The organism is Pseudomonas sp. E315, assembly GCF_055406205.1.
The window spans coordinates 40,465-56,639 of record NZ_JBUZPJ010000010.1 but is presented as its reverse complement, the minus strand read 5'-3'; the positions used below and the strand labels follow the sequence as shown (position 1 = coordinate 56,639).

17 protein-coding genes, 1 tRNA gene and 1 pseudogene are annotated in these 16,175 nt (G+C 57.9%); 4 read left to right on the top strand and 15 right to left on the bottom strand.

The window, feature by feature from the left end:
• Positions 1-9: 9 nt before the first annotated feature.
• From ACZRJQ_RS14955 to ACZRJQ_RS14930, 6 genes are all read right to left on the bottom strand, one after another.
• On the bottom strand, positions 10-1,338 hold the full coding sequence (locus tag ACZRJQ_RS14955; RefSeq protein WP_463979104.1) for an OprD family porin: 1,329 nt from the start codon (positions 1,336-1,338) through the stop codon (positions 10-12).
• 114 nt (positions 1,339-1,452) lie between these two features.
• Positions 1,453-1,848 carry a PPC domain-containing DNA-binding protein gene (locus ACZRJQ_RS14950; RefSeq protein ID WP_463979103.1) on the bottom strand — a complete coding sequence of 132 codons (396 nt, stop codon included), beginning with the start codon at positions 1,846-1,848 and terminating at the stop codon, positions 1,453-1,455.
• Positions 1,845-2,396 carry a PPC domain-containing DNA-binding protein gene (locus ACZRJQ_RS14945; protein ID WP_463979102.1) on the bottom strand — a complete coding sequence of 184 codons (552 nt, stop codon included), beginning with the start codon at positions 2,394-2,396 and terminating at the stop codon, positions 1,845-1,847. Before ACZRJQ_RS14945 ends, ACZRJQ_RS14950 begins: the two co-directional genes overlap by 4 nt.
• Complete coding sequence (locus ACZRJQ_RS14940; RefSeq protein ID WP_463979101.1) at positions 2,396-3,973, bottom strand: acyl-CoA synthetase; 1,578 nt, start codon at positions 3,971-3,973, stop codon at positions 2,396-2,398. Before ACZRJQ_RS14940 ends, ACZRJQ_RS14945 begins: the two co-directional genes overlap by 1 nt.
• Positions 3,970-5,139 (bottom strand): acetyl-CoA acetyltransferase, encoded by a 1,170-nt coding sequence (locus ACZRJQ_RS14935; RefSeq protein WP_463979100.1) that lies wholly within the window; start codon positions 5,137-5,139, stop codon positions 3,970-3,972. Before ACZRJQ_RS14935 ends, ACZRJQ_RS14940 begins: the two co-directional genes overlap by 4 nt.
• Before the next feature lie 255 nt (positions 5,140-5,394).
• Complete coding sequence (locus ACZRJQ_RS14930) at positions 5,395-6,303, bottom strand: LysR family transcriptional regulator (RefSeq protein ID WP_463979099.1); 909 nt, start codon at positions 6,301-6,303, stop codon at positions 5,395-5,397.
• A gap of 153 nt (positions 6,304-6,456) precedes the next feature.
• Between ACZRJQ_RS14930 and ACZRJQ_RS14925 the strand changes: the two genes are divergently transcribed.
• A complete protein-coding gene (locus ACZRJQ_RS14925) occupies positions 6,457-7,527 on the top strand; it encodes a sigma-54-dependent Fis family transcriptional regulator (protein ID WP_463979098.1) in 1,071 nt (356 codons plus the stop codon).
• Between the two features lie 89 nt (positions 7,528-7,616).
• Positions 7,617-8,399 (top strand): SDR family NAD(P)-dependent oxidoreductase, encoded by a 783-nt coding sequence (locus tag ACZRJQ_RS14920; protein WP_463979097.1) that lies wholly within the window; start codon positions 7,617-7,619, stop codon positions 8,397-8,399.
• Positions 8,400-8,451: 52 nt separating this feature from the next.
• On the opposite strand, the gene ACZRJQ_RS14915 is transcribed toward ACZRJQ_RS14920, so the two are convergent.
• The 9 genes and pseudogenes from ACZRJQ_RS14915 to ACZRJQ_RS14875 all read right to left on the bottom strand — a co-directional run bounded on the left by ACZRJQ_RS14915 (position 8,452) and on the right by ACZRJQ_RS14875 (position 15,106).
• Positions 8,452-9,390 carry an AEC family transporter gene (locus ACZRJQ_RS14915; RefSeq protein WP_463979096.1) on the bottom strand — a complete coding sequence of 313 codons (939 nt, stop codon included), beginning with the start codon at positions 9,388-9,390 and terminating at the stop codon, positions 8,452-8,454.
• Positions 9,391-9,461: 71 nt separating this feature from the next.
• On the bottom strand, positions 9,462-10,259 hold the full coding sequence (locus ACZRJQ_RS14910; protein WP_463979095.1) for an SDR family NAD(P)-dependent oxidoreductase: 798 nt from the start codon (positions 10,257-10,259) through the stop codon (positions 9,462-9,464).
• A gap of 64 nt (positions 10,260-10,323) precedes the next feature.
• Positions 10,324-11,112, bottom strand: coding sequence for a phytanoyl-CoA dioxygenase family protein (locus ACZRJQ_RS14905; protein ID WP_463979094.1), 789 nt, complete (start codon positions 11,110-11,112; stop codon positions 10,324-10,326).
• Between the two features lie 26 nt (positions 11,113-11,138).
• Entirely contained in the window at positions 11,139-11,837 is a 699-nt protein-coding gene (locus tag ACZRJQ_RS14900) for a GntR family transcriptional regulator (protein ID WP_463979093.1), read from the bottom strand.
• Positions 11,838-12,035: 198 nt separating this feature from the next.
• Positions 12,036-12,347 (bottom strand): hypothetical protein, encoded by a 312-nt coding sequence (locus tag ACZRJQ_RS14895; protein WP_463979092.1) that lies wholly within the window; start codon positions 12,345-12,347, stop codon positions 12,036-12,038.
• A gap of 137 nt (positions 12,348-12,484) precedes the next feature.
• A pseudogene (locus ACZRJQ_RS14890) lies at positions 12,485-12,628 on the bottom strand (integrase arm-type DNA-binding domain-containing protein); the annotation flags it as partial.
• Between the two features lie 172 nt (positions 12,629-12,800).
• Positions 12,801-12,876 (bottom strand) — tRNA-Thr (locus tag ACZRJQ_RS14885).
• Between the two features lie 198 nt (positions 12,877-13,074).
• A complete protein-coding gene (locus tag ACZRJQ_RS14880) occupies positions 13,075-14,439 on the bottom strand; it encodes a heavy metal sensor histidine kinase (protein ID WP_463979091.1) in 1,365 nt (454 codons plus the stop codon).
• Entirely contained in the window at positions 14,432-15,106 is a 675-nt protein-coding gene (locus tag ACZRJQ_RS14875) for a heavy metal response regulator transcription factor (protein ID WP_463979090.1), read from the bottom strand. Before ACZRJQ_RS14875 ends, ACZRJQ_RS14880 begins: the two co-directional genes overlap by 8 nt.
• A 138-nt stretch (positions 15,107-15,244) precedes the next feature.
• Between ACZRJQ_RS14875 and ACZRJQ_RS14870 the strand changes: the two genes are divergently transcribed.
• Together ACZRJQ_RS14870 and uraH are read left to right on the top strand one after the other, a co-directional pair.
• On the top strand, positions 15,245-15,721 hold the full coding sequence (locus ACZRJQ_RS14870) for a GlcG/HbpS family heme-binding protein (protein ID WP_463979218.1): 477 nt from the start codon (positions 15,245-15,247) through the stop codon (positions 15,719-15,721).
• A gap of 33 nt (positions 15,722-15,754) precedes the next feature.
• On the top strand, positions 15,755-16,165 hold the full coding sequence (uraH, locus tag ACZRJQ_RS14865; protein ID WP_463979089.1) for a hydroxyisourate hydrolase: 411 nt from the start codon (positions 15,755-15,757) through the stop codon (positions 16,163-16,165).
• Positions 16,166-16,175: the final 10 nt, after the last annotated feature.

Genomic DNA, 16,175 nt, shown 5'->3' with positions numbered 1-16,175 from the left:
CCCGGCTGATTAGAACAGCGCCAGCGTGTAGCTGAGGGTCAGACGGTTTTGGTCTTGGGCGTATTCGCTGGGCACGCCACTGCGCAGCATGCCGTTACGCCAGTTGAAGCCAACCCCTTTGAAGGTGCCGCTCTGCACCACGTAGTCCAGTGCAATATCGCGCTCCCATTCCTTCTCATCGCCACCACTGGCCATGCGGATGTTGGTGCCCTTGAGGTAGGTAACCGATGCCACCAAACCGGGCACACCCATTGCGGCGAAGTTGTAAGCGTATTGTCCGAACGCGGTGCGTTCGCCGGCTCGGGTGAAACTGGTCACCAAGCGGTCGGTGAACAGGTAAATACTGCTGCCCGCCGCGCCTTCGTTGGTATTGCCTTGGTTCAGTTGTACGAAGTTGCCGCTGTCGGACACGCTTTGATAACCGAGCAAGAAGGCGTTACCCCCCAGCGCGTAGGTGAACATTGCGCTCCACGTGTCGTTGTCAATTTTGCCTGCGGTATCCCCCAGACCACTGACCCGATAGCCTGCGGCGCGCCCCGAGGCCGAATCGTTGCGCCCGGAAGCATCGGTCTTGAAGTAACGCAGGTCAGTGGTCAGCGACTGACCTTCGCCCAAAGGCAGCACGTGTACCAGGCCGCCGAAATGCTGAACGTAATAGTCTTCCAACTGGGCTGCGTAGTATTGCAGCGTGAGTTGTTTGGTCGGTTTGTAGTCAGCGCCAGCGAACAAAAATTCGTTGCTTTGCTCTGTACCGCCGGCCACTGCGAGGCCGGAACGGTTGGTCGAGCCGCGCCCGGTGGAGTGTTCCAATCGACCGCCGACCAGCGTGAGGTTATCCACTTCTTTGGACGTGATCATGCCGCCCTCGAAGGTTTGCGGCAGCACTCGACCATCGTTAGCCACCAGAATGGGCAGCTTGGGCTGGAGAGTGCCGTAACGGGCCTCAGTTTGGGAAAAGCGCATTTTGGCGGTCAGCCCCAGGCGGCTCCATTCGTCGACGGCGCTGCCATCGCTGTCATCAGGAATCATCGAGCTGCCGCGGTGGTTGCCTTTTCCGCCATCTAACCGCAGGCCCAACAAACCGAGTGCGTCCACGCCCACACCGACAGTGCCATCGGTAAAGCCGGACTTGTAATCGAGGATGAAGCCCTGCGCCCATTCTGCTGTCTTGCTTTGCCCGGCAGGCCCGGCGCGGTCGCGGAAGTCGTTGTTGAAGTAGTAGTTACGAAAACCCAGAGTGGCGCTGCTGTCCTTGATGAAGTCAGCGTGCGCCATGGGTGACAGGGCGACACCGGTGGTGGCGAGTAAGGACAGGCGAACGAAAGGATTTTTTTTCATTGTTATTTTCCTGATATCCGTGGCGATACGGTGAAGTCCAGAGGCGCGAGGCTGAGAGTCAGCCCTGTGCGCACGGCTTCGATTTATTGTTATGGGCGTTGCGGGGTGAGCCGGTCAGTCGGGCAGCCACTCTTGCAAGGTCAGCTCGACCGTGATGAACGTGAGGTTTTTGCCGCGCTCAAGACGGCCCGCGTAGAGCTTGCCGTTGGCATCGGCGACGACACCTTGCAGCCGACTTTCGCCGGGGATGATTTCGCCGCTAACGCTGAGAATTTCTACGCCCGGGCCTTCAACATGAATGTGCACGGTGCCCTCGCGGCCCGTGTAGCAAAGCTGGGCATCAATCAAACTGCCCAGCCCGCCACGCACCACGGCCAAGTGGATGCCGTGGTCTTTGCACAGAGCTTCTGCGCTGTCGATGAGGTCTTCGTTGGGCTTGAGGCGGGCGATGATCAGGCGCCCCAAACGGCCGCCCTGGACTTCGGATTCTTCGATGACAGCGACGTTCATGGCGCCTCCTGTAGGACGGGATGCAGCAGGTTGAAGTGGGTTTCTGCGTCAGGCTGAACCTGATAAGTGACTTGATCGAACAGGCACAGGCGAATGACCAGAGGCTCATTGCCGACGATCAGTTTGCTTAGCACCAAATGGCCGCCGTGCTGCTCGCCATGACGATCCAAAAAACCCGCATGGCAGTGCAGCAACGGCGTGCCCTGAGCATCGCGGCCCACGGTGATTGCGCCGCTGATAAAGGTGACGTAACCGTCCAGCACCACCGGCTGGCCATAGTCATACGGGCGTTCAGGCGTGTCGGTGACTACCATGCGGTGGTAGCTCAAGTGTGCGGCGCTACCCGACAGCAAGCGTCCGACCGCGCTGCCATAGCGTCGGCCTTCCAGCGCCTTCAGTACCCCGGCCGCAACGTTACTGGCCGCTGGCAGCACGATGCGCAGCTCTTCACAGCCAGACACTTCCAGATCCAGACGTCTGGGGGACAGTGGCGGGCCGCCATGAATGAACGTGCGCACCCCCGCGCGATCAGCGAAATGAGGCGTCATCAGGCCACCTCCTCGCGCTCTTCAAGCAATGCGCGGATCTGTTTTTTGACGATCTTTCCATAGCCCGACTTGGGCATCTCGTCCCAGCGCACAAAGCACTTGGGCCATTTGTAGCGCGCAATACGCGGCTCTAGATGCGCCAGCAGTTGCTCGTCCGTGACCTCGGCGGTGGTGACGATGACCGCACAGCCTGACTCGCCCCATTTAGCGTCAGGCATGCCCAGCACGGCCACTTCAGTGATGGCGGGATGTGTCAGCAGAGCTTCTTCGATTTCTCGGGGGTACACGTTGGAGCCGCCAGAGATGTACATGTCCGAAGCCCGGCCTGTGATGAACAGATAGCCGTTTTCGTCCAAATGACCGAGATCGCCGGTGTGGAACCAGCCGAACTTGAAGCAGCTTTCGTTGGCTTTCGGATTGTTGTAATAACCGCTGAATACGGCTGGGCCGCGTACACAGATTTCACCGTCGACGCCCGTTGCCAGTTCATTGCCCTCGTCATCGAGAATCGCCACTTGCATGCCGGTTCGCGGGTAGCCGCAACTGCCTGCTTTGGCATTTGGCGAATCTTCGGTGTCGTGGCAATCGGCGGGCAGCACGGTGATGTTGCCGGTCACTTCGCCCAAGCCGTAATACTGCACCAACACCTTGCCCAGCTTGCTCAAGGCATGACGCTGATCGGCCCGATACATCGGCGCGCCCGCGTAGATCAGGTGGCGCAGGCTGCTGTGGTCGTAGCAATCGACAGCTTCGCTTTCGGTGAGCATTTTGACGATGGTCGGCACGGTGAACAGGTTGTCCACGTGGTATTGCTCAACCAGTCGCCAAGCTTCGTCGCAGTCCAGCTTGTCGCTGGCGGGCAGAATGCAGGCGGCGCCTCGGGCGACGTTGACCAAGGCATGGATGCCAGCGCCGTGAGAAAGCGGTGCGAGCACTAACGAGCGCGAATGCTGGTTCAAGCCTGGCATCAGGTCGGCGATATGGTTGGTGATCACAAAGGCCATCTGGCCGTGGCTAAGCACACCGGCCTTGGGGTGGCCAGTGGTGCCTGAGGTGTAGAAGAACCACAGCGGGTCGTGGTAACTCACGTCAGCCGGGCGGAATGTGGCGTGCAGCGCGCGGCCTTCATCGAGCAATTGGTCGTAATGCAGTTCGCCGTCTCGGGGCTGACCGATGGCGATGACGTGTTGCAGGGCTGGGGACGCCTCGCGTACGGCGTCGACGTAGAGTTCGAGGCCTTCGTCATACAGCATCGCCACCGCACCGCTGGAACTGCCCAAATACGCAGCTTCTGGCGCAGTGATGCGAACGTTGGTGGGCACCCACACCGCGCCGAGCCGAAACGCGATCCAGGCGCTTTCGAACAGTGGCAGGTTGTTGCGTGAGTGCACCAGCAACCTGTCGCCTTTTTTGATGCCACGCTCGCGCAGGGCGGCAGCCACACTGTCGACCCGCATGGAAATTTCTTTCCAGGAGTGCTCACGACCGTTGCGAATAAACCCTGGCGCCTCTGGATAGCGACGCGCAATTTGGTTGAGGATTTCGCCCAGGTTCATGACGTTATCGATACCCATCATTGCACTGCCTCCAGAATGCTCACGTAGTTGGTCACGGCCGCGCCGCCCATATTGAAAACCCCGGCCCGATCGGCTTTAGGCAGTTGCATATCGCCCGCCTGACCGCTGAGCTGCATGGCTGCCATTACGTGCATCGACACGCCCGTGGCGCCGATGGGGTGGCCCTTAGACTTGAGCCCGCCAGACGGGTTGATCGGCAGTCGACCGTCCTTGCGGCTGATGCCTTCGGCAATCACGCGTGCGCCTTGGCCCCGTTCGGCCAGCCCCATTGCCTCGTACTCCAGCAATTCGGCGATGGTGAAGCAGTCATGAGTCTCGACCAGCGACAGATCACCCAAGCTCAGTTGGGCAACGTGTAACGCCTGTTGCCAGGCTCGGGCAGCGCCTTCGAAGTAGGTTGGGTCGCGCTTGGACAAGGGCATGTAGTCGTTGACTTGCACGGCCGCGCGAAAGCGCACGGCGTGGCGGCGGTCGCCTATCAGATCCTCACGACTGATGACCAGTGCGGCCGATCCGTCAGTAATCAACGAGCAGTCCGTGCGCTTGAGAGGCCCGGCCACAAAGGGGTTTTTATCCGAAGGGTTGCGGCAGAAGTCATAACCAAAATCGCGCCGCATGTGCGCAAACGGGTTCAGGACGCCGTTGGCGTGGTTCTTCGCCGCGATCATCGCCAGTGCATCGGACTGGTCACCGTAACGATCGAAATAGGTTTGCGCGATGGTGCCGAATACCCCCGCGAAACCGCCTTCAATATCCGCTTCTTCCTTGGCGTAGCAGCATTTGAGCAGGATCTTGCCGACCTCGGCGGTGGGCAGGGTGTTCATCTTTTCGAACCCTACCACCAGCGCGTGTTTGCTCTGGCCACTGAGTACCGCTTGCAGGGCGGAGTGAATGGCTGCCGAACCCGTGGAACAGGCATTTTCTACGCGTACTGAAGGCGTGAACCGCAGTTGCGGAATATGGTTGGCCAACAGCGCCGAAGGGAAGTCCTGATACAAGAACCCGGCGTTGAAATGGCCGACGTGCACGGAGTCGATTTGCTGTGGCGCAATGTCTGCGTGTGCCAGAGCGCCAATGGCCGCTTCGGCCATCATCAGTTCCGGGTCGAGATGATCGAACTTGCCGAATGGCGAGTGATACCAGCCAGTGATAACAGGCGATCGCATAAGGTGTTCCCTACGTTGATAGTGTTTACCTAGGGCGATAGCAAGAGCGGTGCCAAGGGCTGGCGGGAAGGGCGAAGGGCTTATGGGATGGGCGTTTGCGAGCAGCACGCGTGTTCATACAGATGTCGCCCGGGTCTCTGCGGGAGACACTCTGAGAGACACCTGTCGCTTCACATGAGTGTGCGCAGTGGGGTGATTTGGCAGGTTAAAGCAGGTAGCGGGGGGCAGGGCGTTACGCCGGAACTTGCCCCTTACTCAAGTGACCGTTTGCTCACGAGATACTTGCGCACAGGCCTGTTGCGCACTCTCAATGAATGGCGCAATGCAGGGGTTGTGATTATCGGCTTTCCATACGGCCACCACTTCGATAACCGGTGCATTGCGCAATGGTTTGAACGTGGTGGTGGTCAGGCGCATGTTGCACATCGAGCGAGGCACAATCGCAATCCCCAACCCTTCGCCCACCAAGTTGACGATGGTTTGCTGCATGTTGATTTCCATCCCAATGTTTGGGGTCACGCCGTGCTGCAAGCAGTAGTTGAAGATGATGTCGTGCAGGGCTGGCGCGATGCGTCTCGGCACGATGATGAACGTTTCTCCGGCCAACTCGCGCGGGTCGATGACCGGCTGTTGGAGCAGTCGATGACCCGGTGGCAGCACGAGGGTCATCTCTTCACGAAACAGGGTCACCGTTTCGAGTTCAGAGCAGTCTTGTGGACGGTACATGATTGCCACGTCCTTGTTGCCGCTGCTGATGTCTTGGGCCAAGTCCAGTGGCAGGGTCTCGGTGAGCTTGAGGCTCACTTGTGGAAAGTGAGCGGCGTAGCGCCGGGTAATCGCGGGCGTAACGCTGTAAGCCGTTGACATCATGAACCCCACCGACAGCTCGCCCGCTGCGCCTCGTGCGGCCGCCAAGGCGTTGCGTTTGGCTTGCTCGAAGGCAGCAAACACCGTGGCGGTGTCCAGATAAAAGCGTTGGCCTGCCTCGGTCAGCTCTACGCGTCGGCGCGAACGATCGAACAGCTTGACCCCCAGTTCTTCTTCCAGCAAAGCGATCTGGCGCGACAACGGTGGCTGGGAGATATGCAGGCGCTCAGCGGCATGACCGAAGTGCAGGGTTTCGGCCAGAGTGCGGAAATAATGCAGGTGGCGGAGTTCGATCATGATGCTCTTAAAGGTATCAATAGATGATTTATTATGGATTGGAAAATATAAGTCTGCCTGGCTTATTGTGATTCAACGCCATATCGACGGCTGCATCACAAGTGCGGCGAGTCGACATAGTCACGAGCTATAAAATAATAAAAGGTGACGCTGATGCCCTCTGTACACGAACGCCCTTCGTTTGCCCGAGCCCACGCAACGTTCGCTTACCCTGAATGCGACATTGCCCACGACAGTGACCCGCAAGTGCATCAGGCTTTTCGCCGCGCATTGCGCCTGATGGAGCGCGGCATTGCCGTACTCATTCAAGGCGAGACCGGCACCGGCAAAGAGGTGCTGGCCCGTGCGCTGCACGAGCACAGTCAGCGTCACGCCGCGCAATTGATTGCCCTCAACTGTGCGTCCATCCCCGAAACCCTGATCGAAAGTGAATTGTTCGGCTATTCCCGGGGTGCGTTTTCCGGGGCCCTGCCGGGTGGTAAGAAGGGCAAAGTGGCGCAGGCCGATGGCGGCACCTTATTTCTGGATGAAATAGGCGATATGCCTTTTGAGCAGCAAACCCGTTTGTTGCGGGTGATCGCCGAGCGCGAAATCACCCCGCTGGGCGCCGAGCGCAGCGTGCCGGTGAATTTCGCACTGATCTGTGCCACCCATCAATCCCTCACGCATCTGGTTGAAAACGGTAGTTTCCGCGAAGACTTGTTCTACCGCATTGCTACCGGTGTGGTGCAACTGCCCCCGCTGCGCGAACGCACTGACCGTGCCGAGCTGGTGTGCAACATGGTTGCAACCGAATTGCCTGGCTGCGACCCGCGTCAGGTGATCGCCGCTGATGTCTGGCCTTTGCTGCTCGGTCATTCGTGGCCGGGGAATTTACGCCAGATGCGGGCAGTGATTCGCTATGCCTGTGCAGTGAAGGACGGGGCGCGGGTTCAGCGTTGCGACTTGCCCGCTGACTTCCTCGCTCAAGCGGGCGCTCAGGTGTCGCCACCCACCCGTGCTAACACGCAAAACGTCACGCCTATTCGTCAGAGCCGACCAGCTACAACCCCTTTGGGTGAGCGCGACGATGTACTGGGTGTGCTAACTGAATGCCGTTGGAACATGACCGCTGCTGCTCGCATGTTGGGCATTTGCAGGCCATCGCTGTACCGCGTGCTACGGCGCCTGGATATTGCGCCACTTAAGAACCAACTGGCGCTGGGCAGCTACGCCCCTACCTGACAGTTTTCGCCGCCTGATTTTCATTCAAACACCGGCCTTTCCCAGTGAGCGGGAGGGCCGACCTGCGTCCAAATCAAGGGATAACAATAATGAATGCCTTAGCCAATTTTGCGCCGATCAATTTCTCTCTCGAAGGCCGTACCGCCCTGATCACGGGAGCTGCCCGCGGAATTGGCTATGCCATTGCCGTCGCGCTGGGCCAGTGTGGCGCCAGAATTGCAATCTGCGACCTCGACTATGACGCTGCACAACGTGCCGCCGAACAGTTGGGTGAACTGGGCATTCATGCCTTTGGCATTGGGGGCGACGTTGCTGACGAGCAGCAGGTGGATGCGATGGTGGGGCAGGTTGAGCGGGCGCTGGGGGGCATTGATATTTTGGTCAACAATGCGGGCATCGTTTCTACCGCGCCACTGCTGGAGGTGAGTACGGCTGAGTGGAAGCGCGTTATGGCGATTGACCTCAACAGCGTTTTCTACTGCGCCAAAGCCGTATTGCCGGGCATGATGGCCCGCCGTTCAGGGCGGATCATCAACATTGCTTCGGTTGCCGGAAAGCGCGGGGGCGGTTTGCTGGGCAACAGCTGTTATGCCGCAGCCAAAGGCGGTGTGATTGCATTGACCAAAGGGCTAGCTCGCGAAGCCGGGCCGTTCAACATTACGGCCAATGCAGTGTCGCCAGCGTTAACCGACACCGACATGACCAGCGCCCTGAGCCCCGAAGCGCGCGCTCGGGTGCTGGCTGATATGCCCTTGGGCCGCGCAGGAACACCGCGAGATATCGCCGCAGCGGTGTGTTTTTTAGCATCAGATGCGGCCAGTTTTGTGACCGGTGAAATCATGGATGTAGACGGCGGGTACATGCGCGATTAGAGGAGCAGCAGGCGTGCGCTACAGGAAGATCAAAACCCTGTAGCGATGAGCTTTATTGCGGGGGAATCCACGCCAGAATAATTGACACCGTCAGCAGTGAGCACAAGGTCGAGATCAGGATGGTGCTCGACATGGTGTCTGCTTTGCGTCCAAACAATTCCGCCAACATAAAAGGCCCATTGCCCACCGGTAATGCGCTTAACAGCAACGCAGCCCAGGCCCACATGGGCGGCACGTCGAATACCCAAAACACCAAGGCGCCAGTCACTGCCGGTTGCACCAGCAACTTCATCATGACCAGCATGCTTAACGTGCGGCCATCGACCTTGTGCGAACGAGTGGCGGCCAGAAACAAGCCAATGGAAACCAGTGCGCAAGGCCCTGCGGCGGCTCCTAAAAATTGAAACAACTGCTGCACCCCGGAAGGCAGTTGTATACCGCTCCACGCCACCAAACAGCCCAATATTGGCGCCACCATGATCGGGTTGCGCAACAGCGAGCGGCCGACCTTGGCCAGCGTACGGCCCAAATGTTTTTCACTTTGGCGAAACATCTCGATCATCACAATTGCCAAGGCGAACAGCAGGCAGGCCGTCATCAAGATGCCAATGATCGCGGGGGCGATACCCGCCTCACCAAAGGTCAACAAACACAATGGAATACCTAAAAAACCTGCGTTGGGGTAGGCCGCGCCCAAGGCATCGATAGTGGCGTCGATGAAGTGAGCCTTTTTTCGCAACCGCAGCCACAGCGTAATCAGAAACACCACGGCCATGCCCAAGGCGAAAGAACCCACGAAATACAGGTTGAGCGCCTGCACCGAAGCCAGCCGGGACATCGACTCAAACAACAGCGCCGGTAAGCCCAAATAAATGACAAACCGATTAAGTTCGGTGGACGCATTAGGCCCTAGGATGCCGCGTCGGCGGCAGAAAAAGCCGATAAAAATCAGGCCGAATACTGGAAAGGCAACATTGAAGATGGCGAGCATCGCAGTACGTGTCCTTAGCGCCGTGGCGAACCACGGCAGGTTGCGAAGAGAGAGTGCAGCAGCGTCCGAACTCAGGCGCAGCGCAGGGTCAGGCCGCCATCAACCACCAGATTGGTGCCGGTGATGTAGCGCGCCGCATCGGAGGCCAAAAACAACGCAGCGTTAGCCACATCCCAGGCATCGCCCATAAAACCCATTGGGCATTGCGCGTGGCGCATGTCGAGCATCGCTTGCACGTCGCCGCCGTAAGCTGCGGCCAATGAGGCGCTGACCATCGGCGTGTTCATGAAGCCGGGTGACACGCAATTGGCGCGTATACCCAACGGGGCGTACTGAATCGCAACGTTTTGAGTAAAGGCGATCATCGCCGCCTTGGTCGCCGAATAGCCCGCATAGGGAAACCCCAGCCAATGGCCCGCAGCAACCGAGGCGATGTTGACGATGGCTCCGCGCTTTTGGGCTTGCATCACCGGCAGGGCGTGTTTGCAGGTCAGAAACAGGCTGGTCTGGTTGACGGCCAGCAAGCGGTTCCAGCTCTCTTCACTGGCCTCTACCGGGCCCCCGGTTTCGGCAATACCGACATTGTTGTGCAGCACGTCCAAACGACCGAAATGGTCCTGCGCGGCCTCAACCATGCGTCGCACATCGTCGCCGTTAGAAACATCGCCGGTAAACATTTCGCAGGTGCCGCCTTCTTCGCGAATGATGGCGCACGTGGCCTCGGCTGATGGTCGATCGCGGTCCATTACCAGCAACTTGGCACCCTCTCGCGCATACAGCACCGCCGCCGCCCTGCCATTGCTCCAGCCCTCAGCAATGGCGCCAGCCCCGGTAACGATCACAACTTTATCGCGCATTGAATCGTTCATCGTTGTTGTCCTTTTTATGATGGCGATGGCTCCCCGCCGAACAGGGTTCGGCGAGGAGCAGGGTTCAGGCTACGGCGTGTTGAAATGCGTCCAGGCAGCTGTCATCCAACGTCTGGATGGGAGTGAAATCGCGATGAGCGATGTAGTCCGGGCGCTGAAACTTGCGGATGGCGTTCTCCACCGAGTTGGTGGTGACATACAGCGTGTTGCGGTCCCACGGGGACAGATTGGGCGAGGAGGCATGCACCAGCGTGCTTTGAAAAATCAGCACTGTACCGGCGACGCCCTTGGGCGCGACGATGCCTCCCTGTTCAACCAGCTCCGAGACTTTGGCATTGTCCAGCGTCCATAGCGGATAGCTGGTGGTAGTCAGGTCGTGACTGGCGTCCAGTCGGCCCTCTTTGTGCGAGCGAGGAATAAGCATCAGCGGGCCGTTGAACTCGTTGACGTCATCCAGAAACACCGCCACGTTCATTGCCCGAGCTTGGGGCATGCCATCGTCTTGATGCCAAGTGCCGAAATCTTGGTGCCACTGCCAGATATCACCATTGAACGCCGCTTTGGCATTGATCTTGAACTGGTGCATGTACACCTCGCTGTTCAACAATTGCCGCGCCGGGTTGATCAAGCGGGGATGGCAGGCCACCCGAGCGAAAACGTCATCGAAGGTATGAGCGGCGAACACCGTGCGTACTACGCCGCTTTTTTCCTTGATCACCTCGTCACGGTTCATCTGATACAGCGCGGGAAGACGGGACTTCATCAACGCGGCCTCCTGCTGTGTAAACAGGCTTGGCAACAGAATGTAGCCTTCTTCGTCATAAGCTTTTATTTGTTCTTGTGTCAGCTTCATGAGTACCTCCAGGGTTAAACCGCAGGTCAGGCCTGCTTCAGTTTTGCCGCGTGCTCCGAACCCTCCAGAATCCGCGCCAAGTGTTCGACGGCACTTTCAGCGTGCTGTTGGGCCAACTGCTGCGCCAGTTCTTCATTGCCATTGAAAATGGCGTTCAGGATGGCTTGATGCTCATCCCAAACGCCTTCAAACGTGCGCACGTCGTTTTGCAAAATCGAACTCATCGTGCGGCGAATGTGGTGCCAATGCAGCGCAGTGGTCTGGGCGATCACCGGGTTGCCGGACATCTCGTAAATGAACTGATGAAACGCCATGTCCAGCCGAACCAGCGCGCGGGTGTCATTGGCTGCAGCGCCAGCGCGACCTTGGCTGATCAGTTTGTCGGCAGCTGCCTGGAGTTTTTTGGTGTTGTTTTGCTGTGCCAGCCTTGCTGCGTTACGAGCAGCAAGTGCATCCAGAGCTGCGCGCACTTGATAAAGCTGCACCAACTTCTGTGGGTCGAGTGGCGTGACGATCACACCTTTACGGCCGTGATCCTCAATGAAGCCTTCGCGCTTGAGGATCTGAAAAGCCTGCAGAATGGGTTGGCGTGAAACACCCAACTGCGCGGCCAGACCTTCCTGAGTCACGCGTTCATTAGGCTGCAACGTCCCCTCGCAGATGGCATCGAGAATGGCGTCATAAACTTGTTCAATCAGATGCGCCGGGGCATTGAGCTTCTGCATGATGCTTCCTTATTTTCGTGTTCTGTATACAGACTACAAACACAATATGAGATCTGTCAATGCACACGGCCAGCGGTGAACAGTCAGTTGGAAAGCCAGTGATAACCAATTTTTATGCGCTGGTTGGGCGACGAAATCGCACGCTTGCCTGTAGAAGGCCGAGCTAGAGAGGGGGGAGTGTTGCGGATCTACGCTTGCTTACTTGCGGTACTTTAAAAGCCAAAGAAGTGTGAGTGCCGTCGGCCAAAACAGTGTGTTGAGAATATCGTGAGCACTTGCTTGCCAGCGCCAGTACCCGAGACTTTCAAGATCGTCCCGTCTGTCCACCCACTCGCCAGCACATGCAATGATGAAAACACCCAGCCAGCCAATGTATGGCCTGAACCCTCGTATGACGGCGATCAACGTTAAATAGGAGGCCATGCCCACATAGATATGCAACGCGTCTCTTGATAGCCCGGTAGCCGACACGATGGCGAGCTTGAGGCTTTGCGTGGTTGAGATGTCCATCTCAATTCATCCTCTGTGCACCCGTGACAGGCTTTGCTTCCATCGGCGTACGTTCGTTCCGGTCTGGTTTGCAAATTCGTGTGGAGTGACATGCTCCTGCTGGTTGGCCTACAGATACCGGCTCCACCAGTTCATGAGACATATCGCAGGCGCCAGCCTTTGCGGCTATTGGGTTGGACTAAAAGGTAGAGGCCGTCGCCGTCGAAAAGCTTATAGGCGCGGTCGGTGGGCTTGGCTGAACGGCAAGCCGAATCGGAGAGCGGGGCAGTGGTGCGCGACATAAGGGTACTCCTCCCTTTATCGAATGACCTTACCCCTATCTTTATCTTTAAAACGGCTGGTATCCATGAGATTTTGGCGGAACCCGACGGAACGCCAAAACGAAAAAACCCGCCAGAAGGCGGGTTTTTTGGTGGTTTCAGAGACTTTACTAGCTGTCTGTGGAACCTTGTCTGGTGCCGGCACCAAGAGTCGAACTCGGGACCTACTGATTACAAGTCAGTTGCTCTACCAACTGAGCTATACCGGCGTTATGGGCGACGAGTATACCGGGATGTTCGAGCTTGTAAACCCCTGATAACAGACTATTTTCATGATTTGGACAGGATGCTTAAGTTGTGGCCAGCCGGCTGTTGTTGAGGGCCTTGTGTGGGCATGCGCTGCGCAGAGGTTTTTGGGCGGTTCGTAGCCCTAAAACCAGTGGCAGGATCGCTCCGAAAAATACGGTTTAACGGGTAAATCCCAGTTCAAACAGTGTGCCGTTGCTATCGCTGGTGACCCGTATCTGGCCGCCGTGCAATTGCATGATGGAGTGCACAATCGCCAAACCTAGCCCGCCTGAGTCGCCGGGTTGGGCGCGAGAGGGGTCGACCCGGTAGAAGCGATCAAACAGTTTGCCCAGATGTTGCTCGGCAATCGGTTGGCCGAGGTTGTGCACGCCCACCCAGCAATGCTCGTCGTCGTCATGGCGGCGCAGGCAGACGGTTGATCCGGGCTCGGCATGCCGCACGGCATTGGCAAGCAGGTTGCCCAATGCCCTTTGCAGCAGCTGCTGATCGGCGGTTAGCGTTCCTGTGAGTGAGTTGTCCAAACGCAGTTGCCTGTCTTCGGCCAGGGCTTCGAAGTAATCGCACAGTTCGTCGCCCATCTGCGACAAATCCAGTGGTTGCAGGTGCAAGGGGCGTTGGCCGTGTTCCGCCCGGGCCAGAAACATCAGGTTTTCGGCCATGCGGTTTAGCCGCTCATATTCTTCGATGTTAGAGGCCAGCAGCTCCTGATAGTCGGCGGGGCTACGGGGTTGGTTTAGCGCCAGGCTGTTGCTGCCGAGCAAGTTATGCAGAGGGGTGCGAATTTCATGGGCCAAATCTGCCGAGAACTGCGACAGCCGGGCAAAGCTGTCTTCAAGACGCGCCAACATAGCGTTGAAGGCTTGTACCGGTTCTTTAAGCTCGCTTGGCACGTTGTCTACCGGGGTGCGCTGGTTAAGGCTGCGTGGTTGGATGCCGCCCATAGCCTGCGCCAGTTCGCGCAAGGGCTTGAGGCCGCGGCGCAATAGCAGCAACCCCAGACCAAAGGCGAGCAACGCGCCGAGCCCTACTGCTGCGTACAACTTCATCCGATAACTGGCGAGCATCTGCTCACGCTCGTTAAGGCGTTTGCCCACCACAACGTTCAACGTTTCACCTGCTGGGCCTTCGGCCATGCCGGCCAGCAACACCGTGGCGTCCACGGTTTTAATATCTGCACGCTGAGGCGTTTGGTTTTGAGCGATGGGTTGCAGCGTTGGCAAGCTTTGTTGATGCGGGTTGATTGCAATGACTTGGCTGGCGTCTTCGCGCTTGACCAGCAACACGCTGTCTAGATTCCCCAGCATGTTTTGATACAGCCGAGGGCGCTCTTGCAGTGCTTCGAGGCTGTCGCTGTCGTGGAGCAGGGCGCGGACTTGCTCAAGGCGGCCCAGTAACGCTTGGTCGTCACGAAAGGCCAGCTCAGCGCTTAGCGAGCGATATAAAAACACGCCGATCAGGCTTAACACCAACGCACACGTCAGGGCGATTGCCAGCGCCAGTCGCCAGGCGATGGATTTATTCATCAGGTGCTTCGAGCTGGTAGCCCACGCCACGCACGGTGTGGATCAACTTAGGCATGTATGGGTCATCAACCTTGGAGCGCAAACGTCGAACGGCGACTTCCACCATGTTGGTGTCACTGTCGAAGTTCAGGTTCCACACTTGTGAGGCGATTAATGTGCGCGATAAAACTTCACCCTGACGGCTGGCCAGCAATTGGAGCAAGGTGAACTCTTTGTTGGTCAGGCTGATGCGTTGGCCGCCTCGGCTGACACGACGGCGCAGTACGTCGATTTCCAGATCGGCAATGCTGTATGACTCGGCCTCACGCATGGGGCCGCGCCGTAACAACGTGCGCACGCGGGCCAGTAATTCGGCGAAGGCAAAAGGTTTAAGCAGGTAGTCGTCGGCGCCCAGTTCAAGCCCGCGAACACGGTCTTCGATGGCGTCTTTGGCGGTCAAAAACAAAACGGGCGTAGCCCCGCGTTGGCGAATCAGTTGCAGCAATTGCCAGCCATTGAGCCCCGGCAGCATCACATCGAGGATGATCAGGTCGTATTCTTGCTGCTCAACAAAGTAACGGCCGTCCAGCCCGTTAAGCGCTACATCCACCGCAAAGCCTGACTCTCTCAGGCCTTTGGCCACAAATTCCGCAGTTTTTGCTTCGTCTTCAACCACTAATAAACGCATCGCATACCTCGATCAATCGTCTGCACAGGCTAGGCGCCTTCGGTGACGTTGCCTATTACAAACTTGTAATGCAACTGACGAGGTTTTGACGAAGGTCGCTGGTTAAGGTGGCTTCATTCGTACAGGAGCTTGCCCATGATGCTGAGAACCCTGCTGTTGTGTGCCGCTGTCGGTGCTGTTGGTACTGCTCAAGCGGCGGTGAATTTGCCACGTCATGCGGACTTGGACTTGGCCACCGCTCGCCAATTGGGCGATGCCACGCTTAAGTCCTGCACGGGAGCGCTGAGTGTGCTTGATCGGGGTGGCAATGTGTTGCTCGCCATGCGCCCGGAGGCCGTGGGCTCGCACAACTTGCTGGCGAGTCAGCGTAAGGCTTACACCGCGCTTTCGACTAAAACCCCAACCCGTCTGTTTGCTGAACGCGCCCGCACTAACCCGCAAGCAGCCAACCTCAACTCTATTGCCGAGCTGTTGCTGCTGGGCGGCGGTGTGCCGTTGTTTGCTGAAGGTGAGCTCGTGGGTGCGCTGGGCGTTGCGGGGGCAGGGGGCGCTGAACAGGACGAAGCCTGTGCTGTGCAGGCCGCGCAACGTGTTGGCTTAACGATTGAACGTTGAATTGAGTGTTTTTTAACCTTTGAGGAACTCCCCATGAAGCAATTGCGAATGACGTTGGCGGCCTTGGGCCTGAGCGCAGTCTCCAGCTTGGCGCTGGCCGCTGGTAACCCATTGAGCGTGCATGTGCTCAATCTTGAAAATGGTCTGCCGTCGCCTGGGGTCAACGTGACCTTAGAAAAGCACGTAGGCCAGAACTGGCAGCCGCTGGCGCAAGGCGTGACCAACGAGCAAGGCCGTATCGGCGAGTTGTTCCCGGCCAAGCAGGCATTTGAAGCGGGTGAATATCGGGTGGTGTTCAAAACCGGTGAATACTTCAAAAAAGCCGGGCAAGACACGTTCTTTCCTGAAATACCGGTGATTTTTGAGGTGAAAAATGCTGATCAGCATTACCACATTCCGCTGTTACTCAGCCCGTATGGCTTTTCGACGTATCGCGGGTCGTAGGCTTTGCACG

What these genes read in the sequence shown, in the direction of transcription:
- ACZRJQ_RS14955 (WP_463979104.1), bottom strand. Translation starts at nt 1,338, where the DNA reads ATGAAAAAAAATCCTTTCGTTCGCCTGTCCTTACTCGCCACCACCGGT.
- ACZRJQ_RS14915 (WP_463979096.1), bottom strand. Translation starts at nt 9,390, where the DNA reads ATGCTCGCCATCTTCAATGTTGCCTTTCCAGTATTCGGCCTGATTTTT.
- ACZRJQ_RS14905 (WP_463979094.1), bottom strand. Translation starts at nt 11,112, where the DNA reads ATGAAGCTGACACAAGAACAAATAAAAGCTTATGACGAAGAAGGCTAC.
- ACZRJQ_RS14870 (WP_463979218.1), top strand. Translation starts at nt 15,245, where the DNA reads ATGCTGAGAACCCTGCTGTTGTGTGCCGCTGTCGGTGCTGTTGGTACT.
- uraH (WP_463979089.1), top strand. Translation starts at nt 15,755, where the DNA reads ATGAAGCAATTGCGAATGACGTTGGCGGCCTTGGGCCTGAGCGCAGTC.
- ACZRJQ_RS14935 (WP_463979100.1), bottom strand. Translation starts at nt 5,139, where the DNA reads ATGCGATCGCCTGTTATCACTGGCTGGTATCACTCGCCATTCGGCAAG.
- ACZRJQ_RS14940 (WP_463979101.1), bottom strand. Translation starts at nt 3,973, where the DNA reads ATGATGGGTATCGATAACGTCATGAACCTGGGCGAAATCCTCAACCAA.
- ACZRJQ_RS14875 (WP_463979090.1), bottom strand. Translation starts at nt 15,106, where the DNA reads ATGCGTTTATTAGTGGTTGAAGACGAAGCAAAAACTGCGGAATTTGTG.
- ACZRJQ_RS14945 (WP_463979102.1), bottom strand. Translation starts at nt 2,396, where the DNA reads ATGACGCCTCATTTCGCTGATCGCGCGGGGGTGCGCACGTTCATTCAT.
- ACZRJQ_RS14900 (WP_463979093.1), bottom strand. Translation starts at nt 11,837, where the DNA reads ATGCAGAAGCTCAATGCCCCGGCGCATCTGATTGAACAAGTTTATGAC.
- ACZRJQ_RS14895 (WP_463979092.1), bottom strand. Translation starts at nt 12,347, where the DNA reads ATGGACATCTCAACCACGCAAAGCCTCAAGCTCGCCATCGTGTCGGCT.
- ACZRJQ_RS14880 (WP_463979091.1), bottom strand. Translation starts at nt 14,439, where the DNA reads ATGAATAAATCCATCGCCTGGCGACTGGCGCTGGCAATCGCCCTGACG.
- ACZRJQ_RS14910 (WP_463979095.1), bottom strand. Translation starts at nt 10,259, where the DNA reads ATGAACGATTCAATGCGCGATAAAGTTGTGATCGTTACCGGGGCTGGC.
- ACZRJQ_RS14930 (WP_463979099.1), bottom strand. Translation starts at nt 6,303, where the DNA reads ATGATCGAACTCCGCCACCTGCATTATTTCCGCACTCTGGCCGAAACC.
- ACZRJQ_RS14925 (WP_463979098.1), top strand. Translation starts at nt 6,457, where the DNA reads ATGCCCTCTGTACACGAACGCCCTTCGTTTGCCCGAGCCCACGCAACG.
- ACZRJQ_RS14950 (WP_463979103.1), bottom strand. Translation starts at nt 1,848, where the DNA reads ATGAACGTCGCTGTCATCGAAGAATCCGAAGTCCAGGGCGGCCGTTTG.
- ACZRJQ_RS14920 (WP_463979097.1), top strand. Translation starts at nt 7,617, where the DNA reads ATGAATGCCTTAGCCAATTTTGCGCCGATCAATTTCTCTCTCGAAGGC.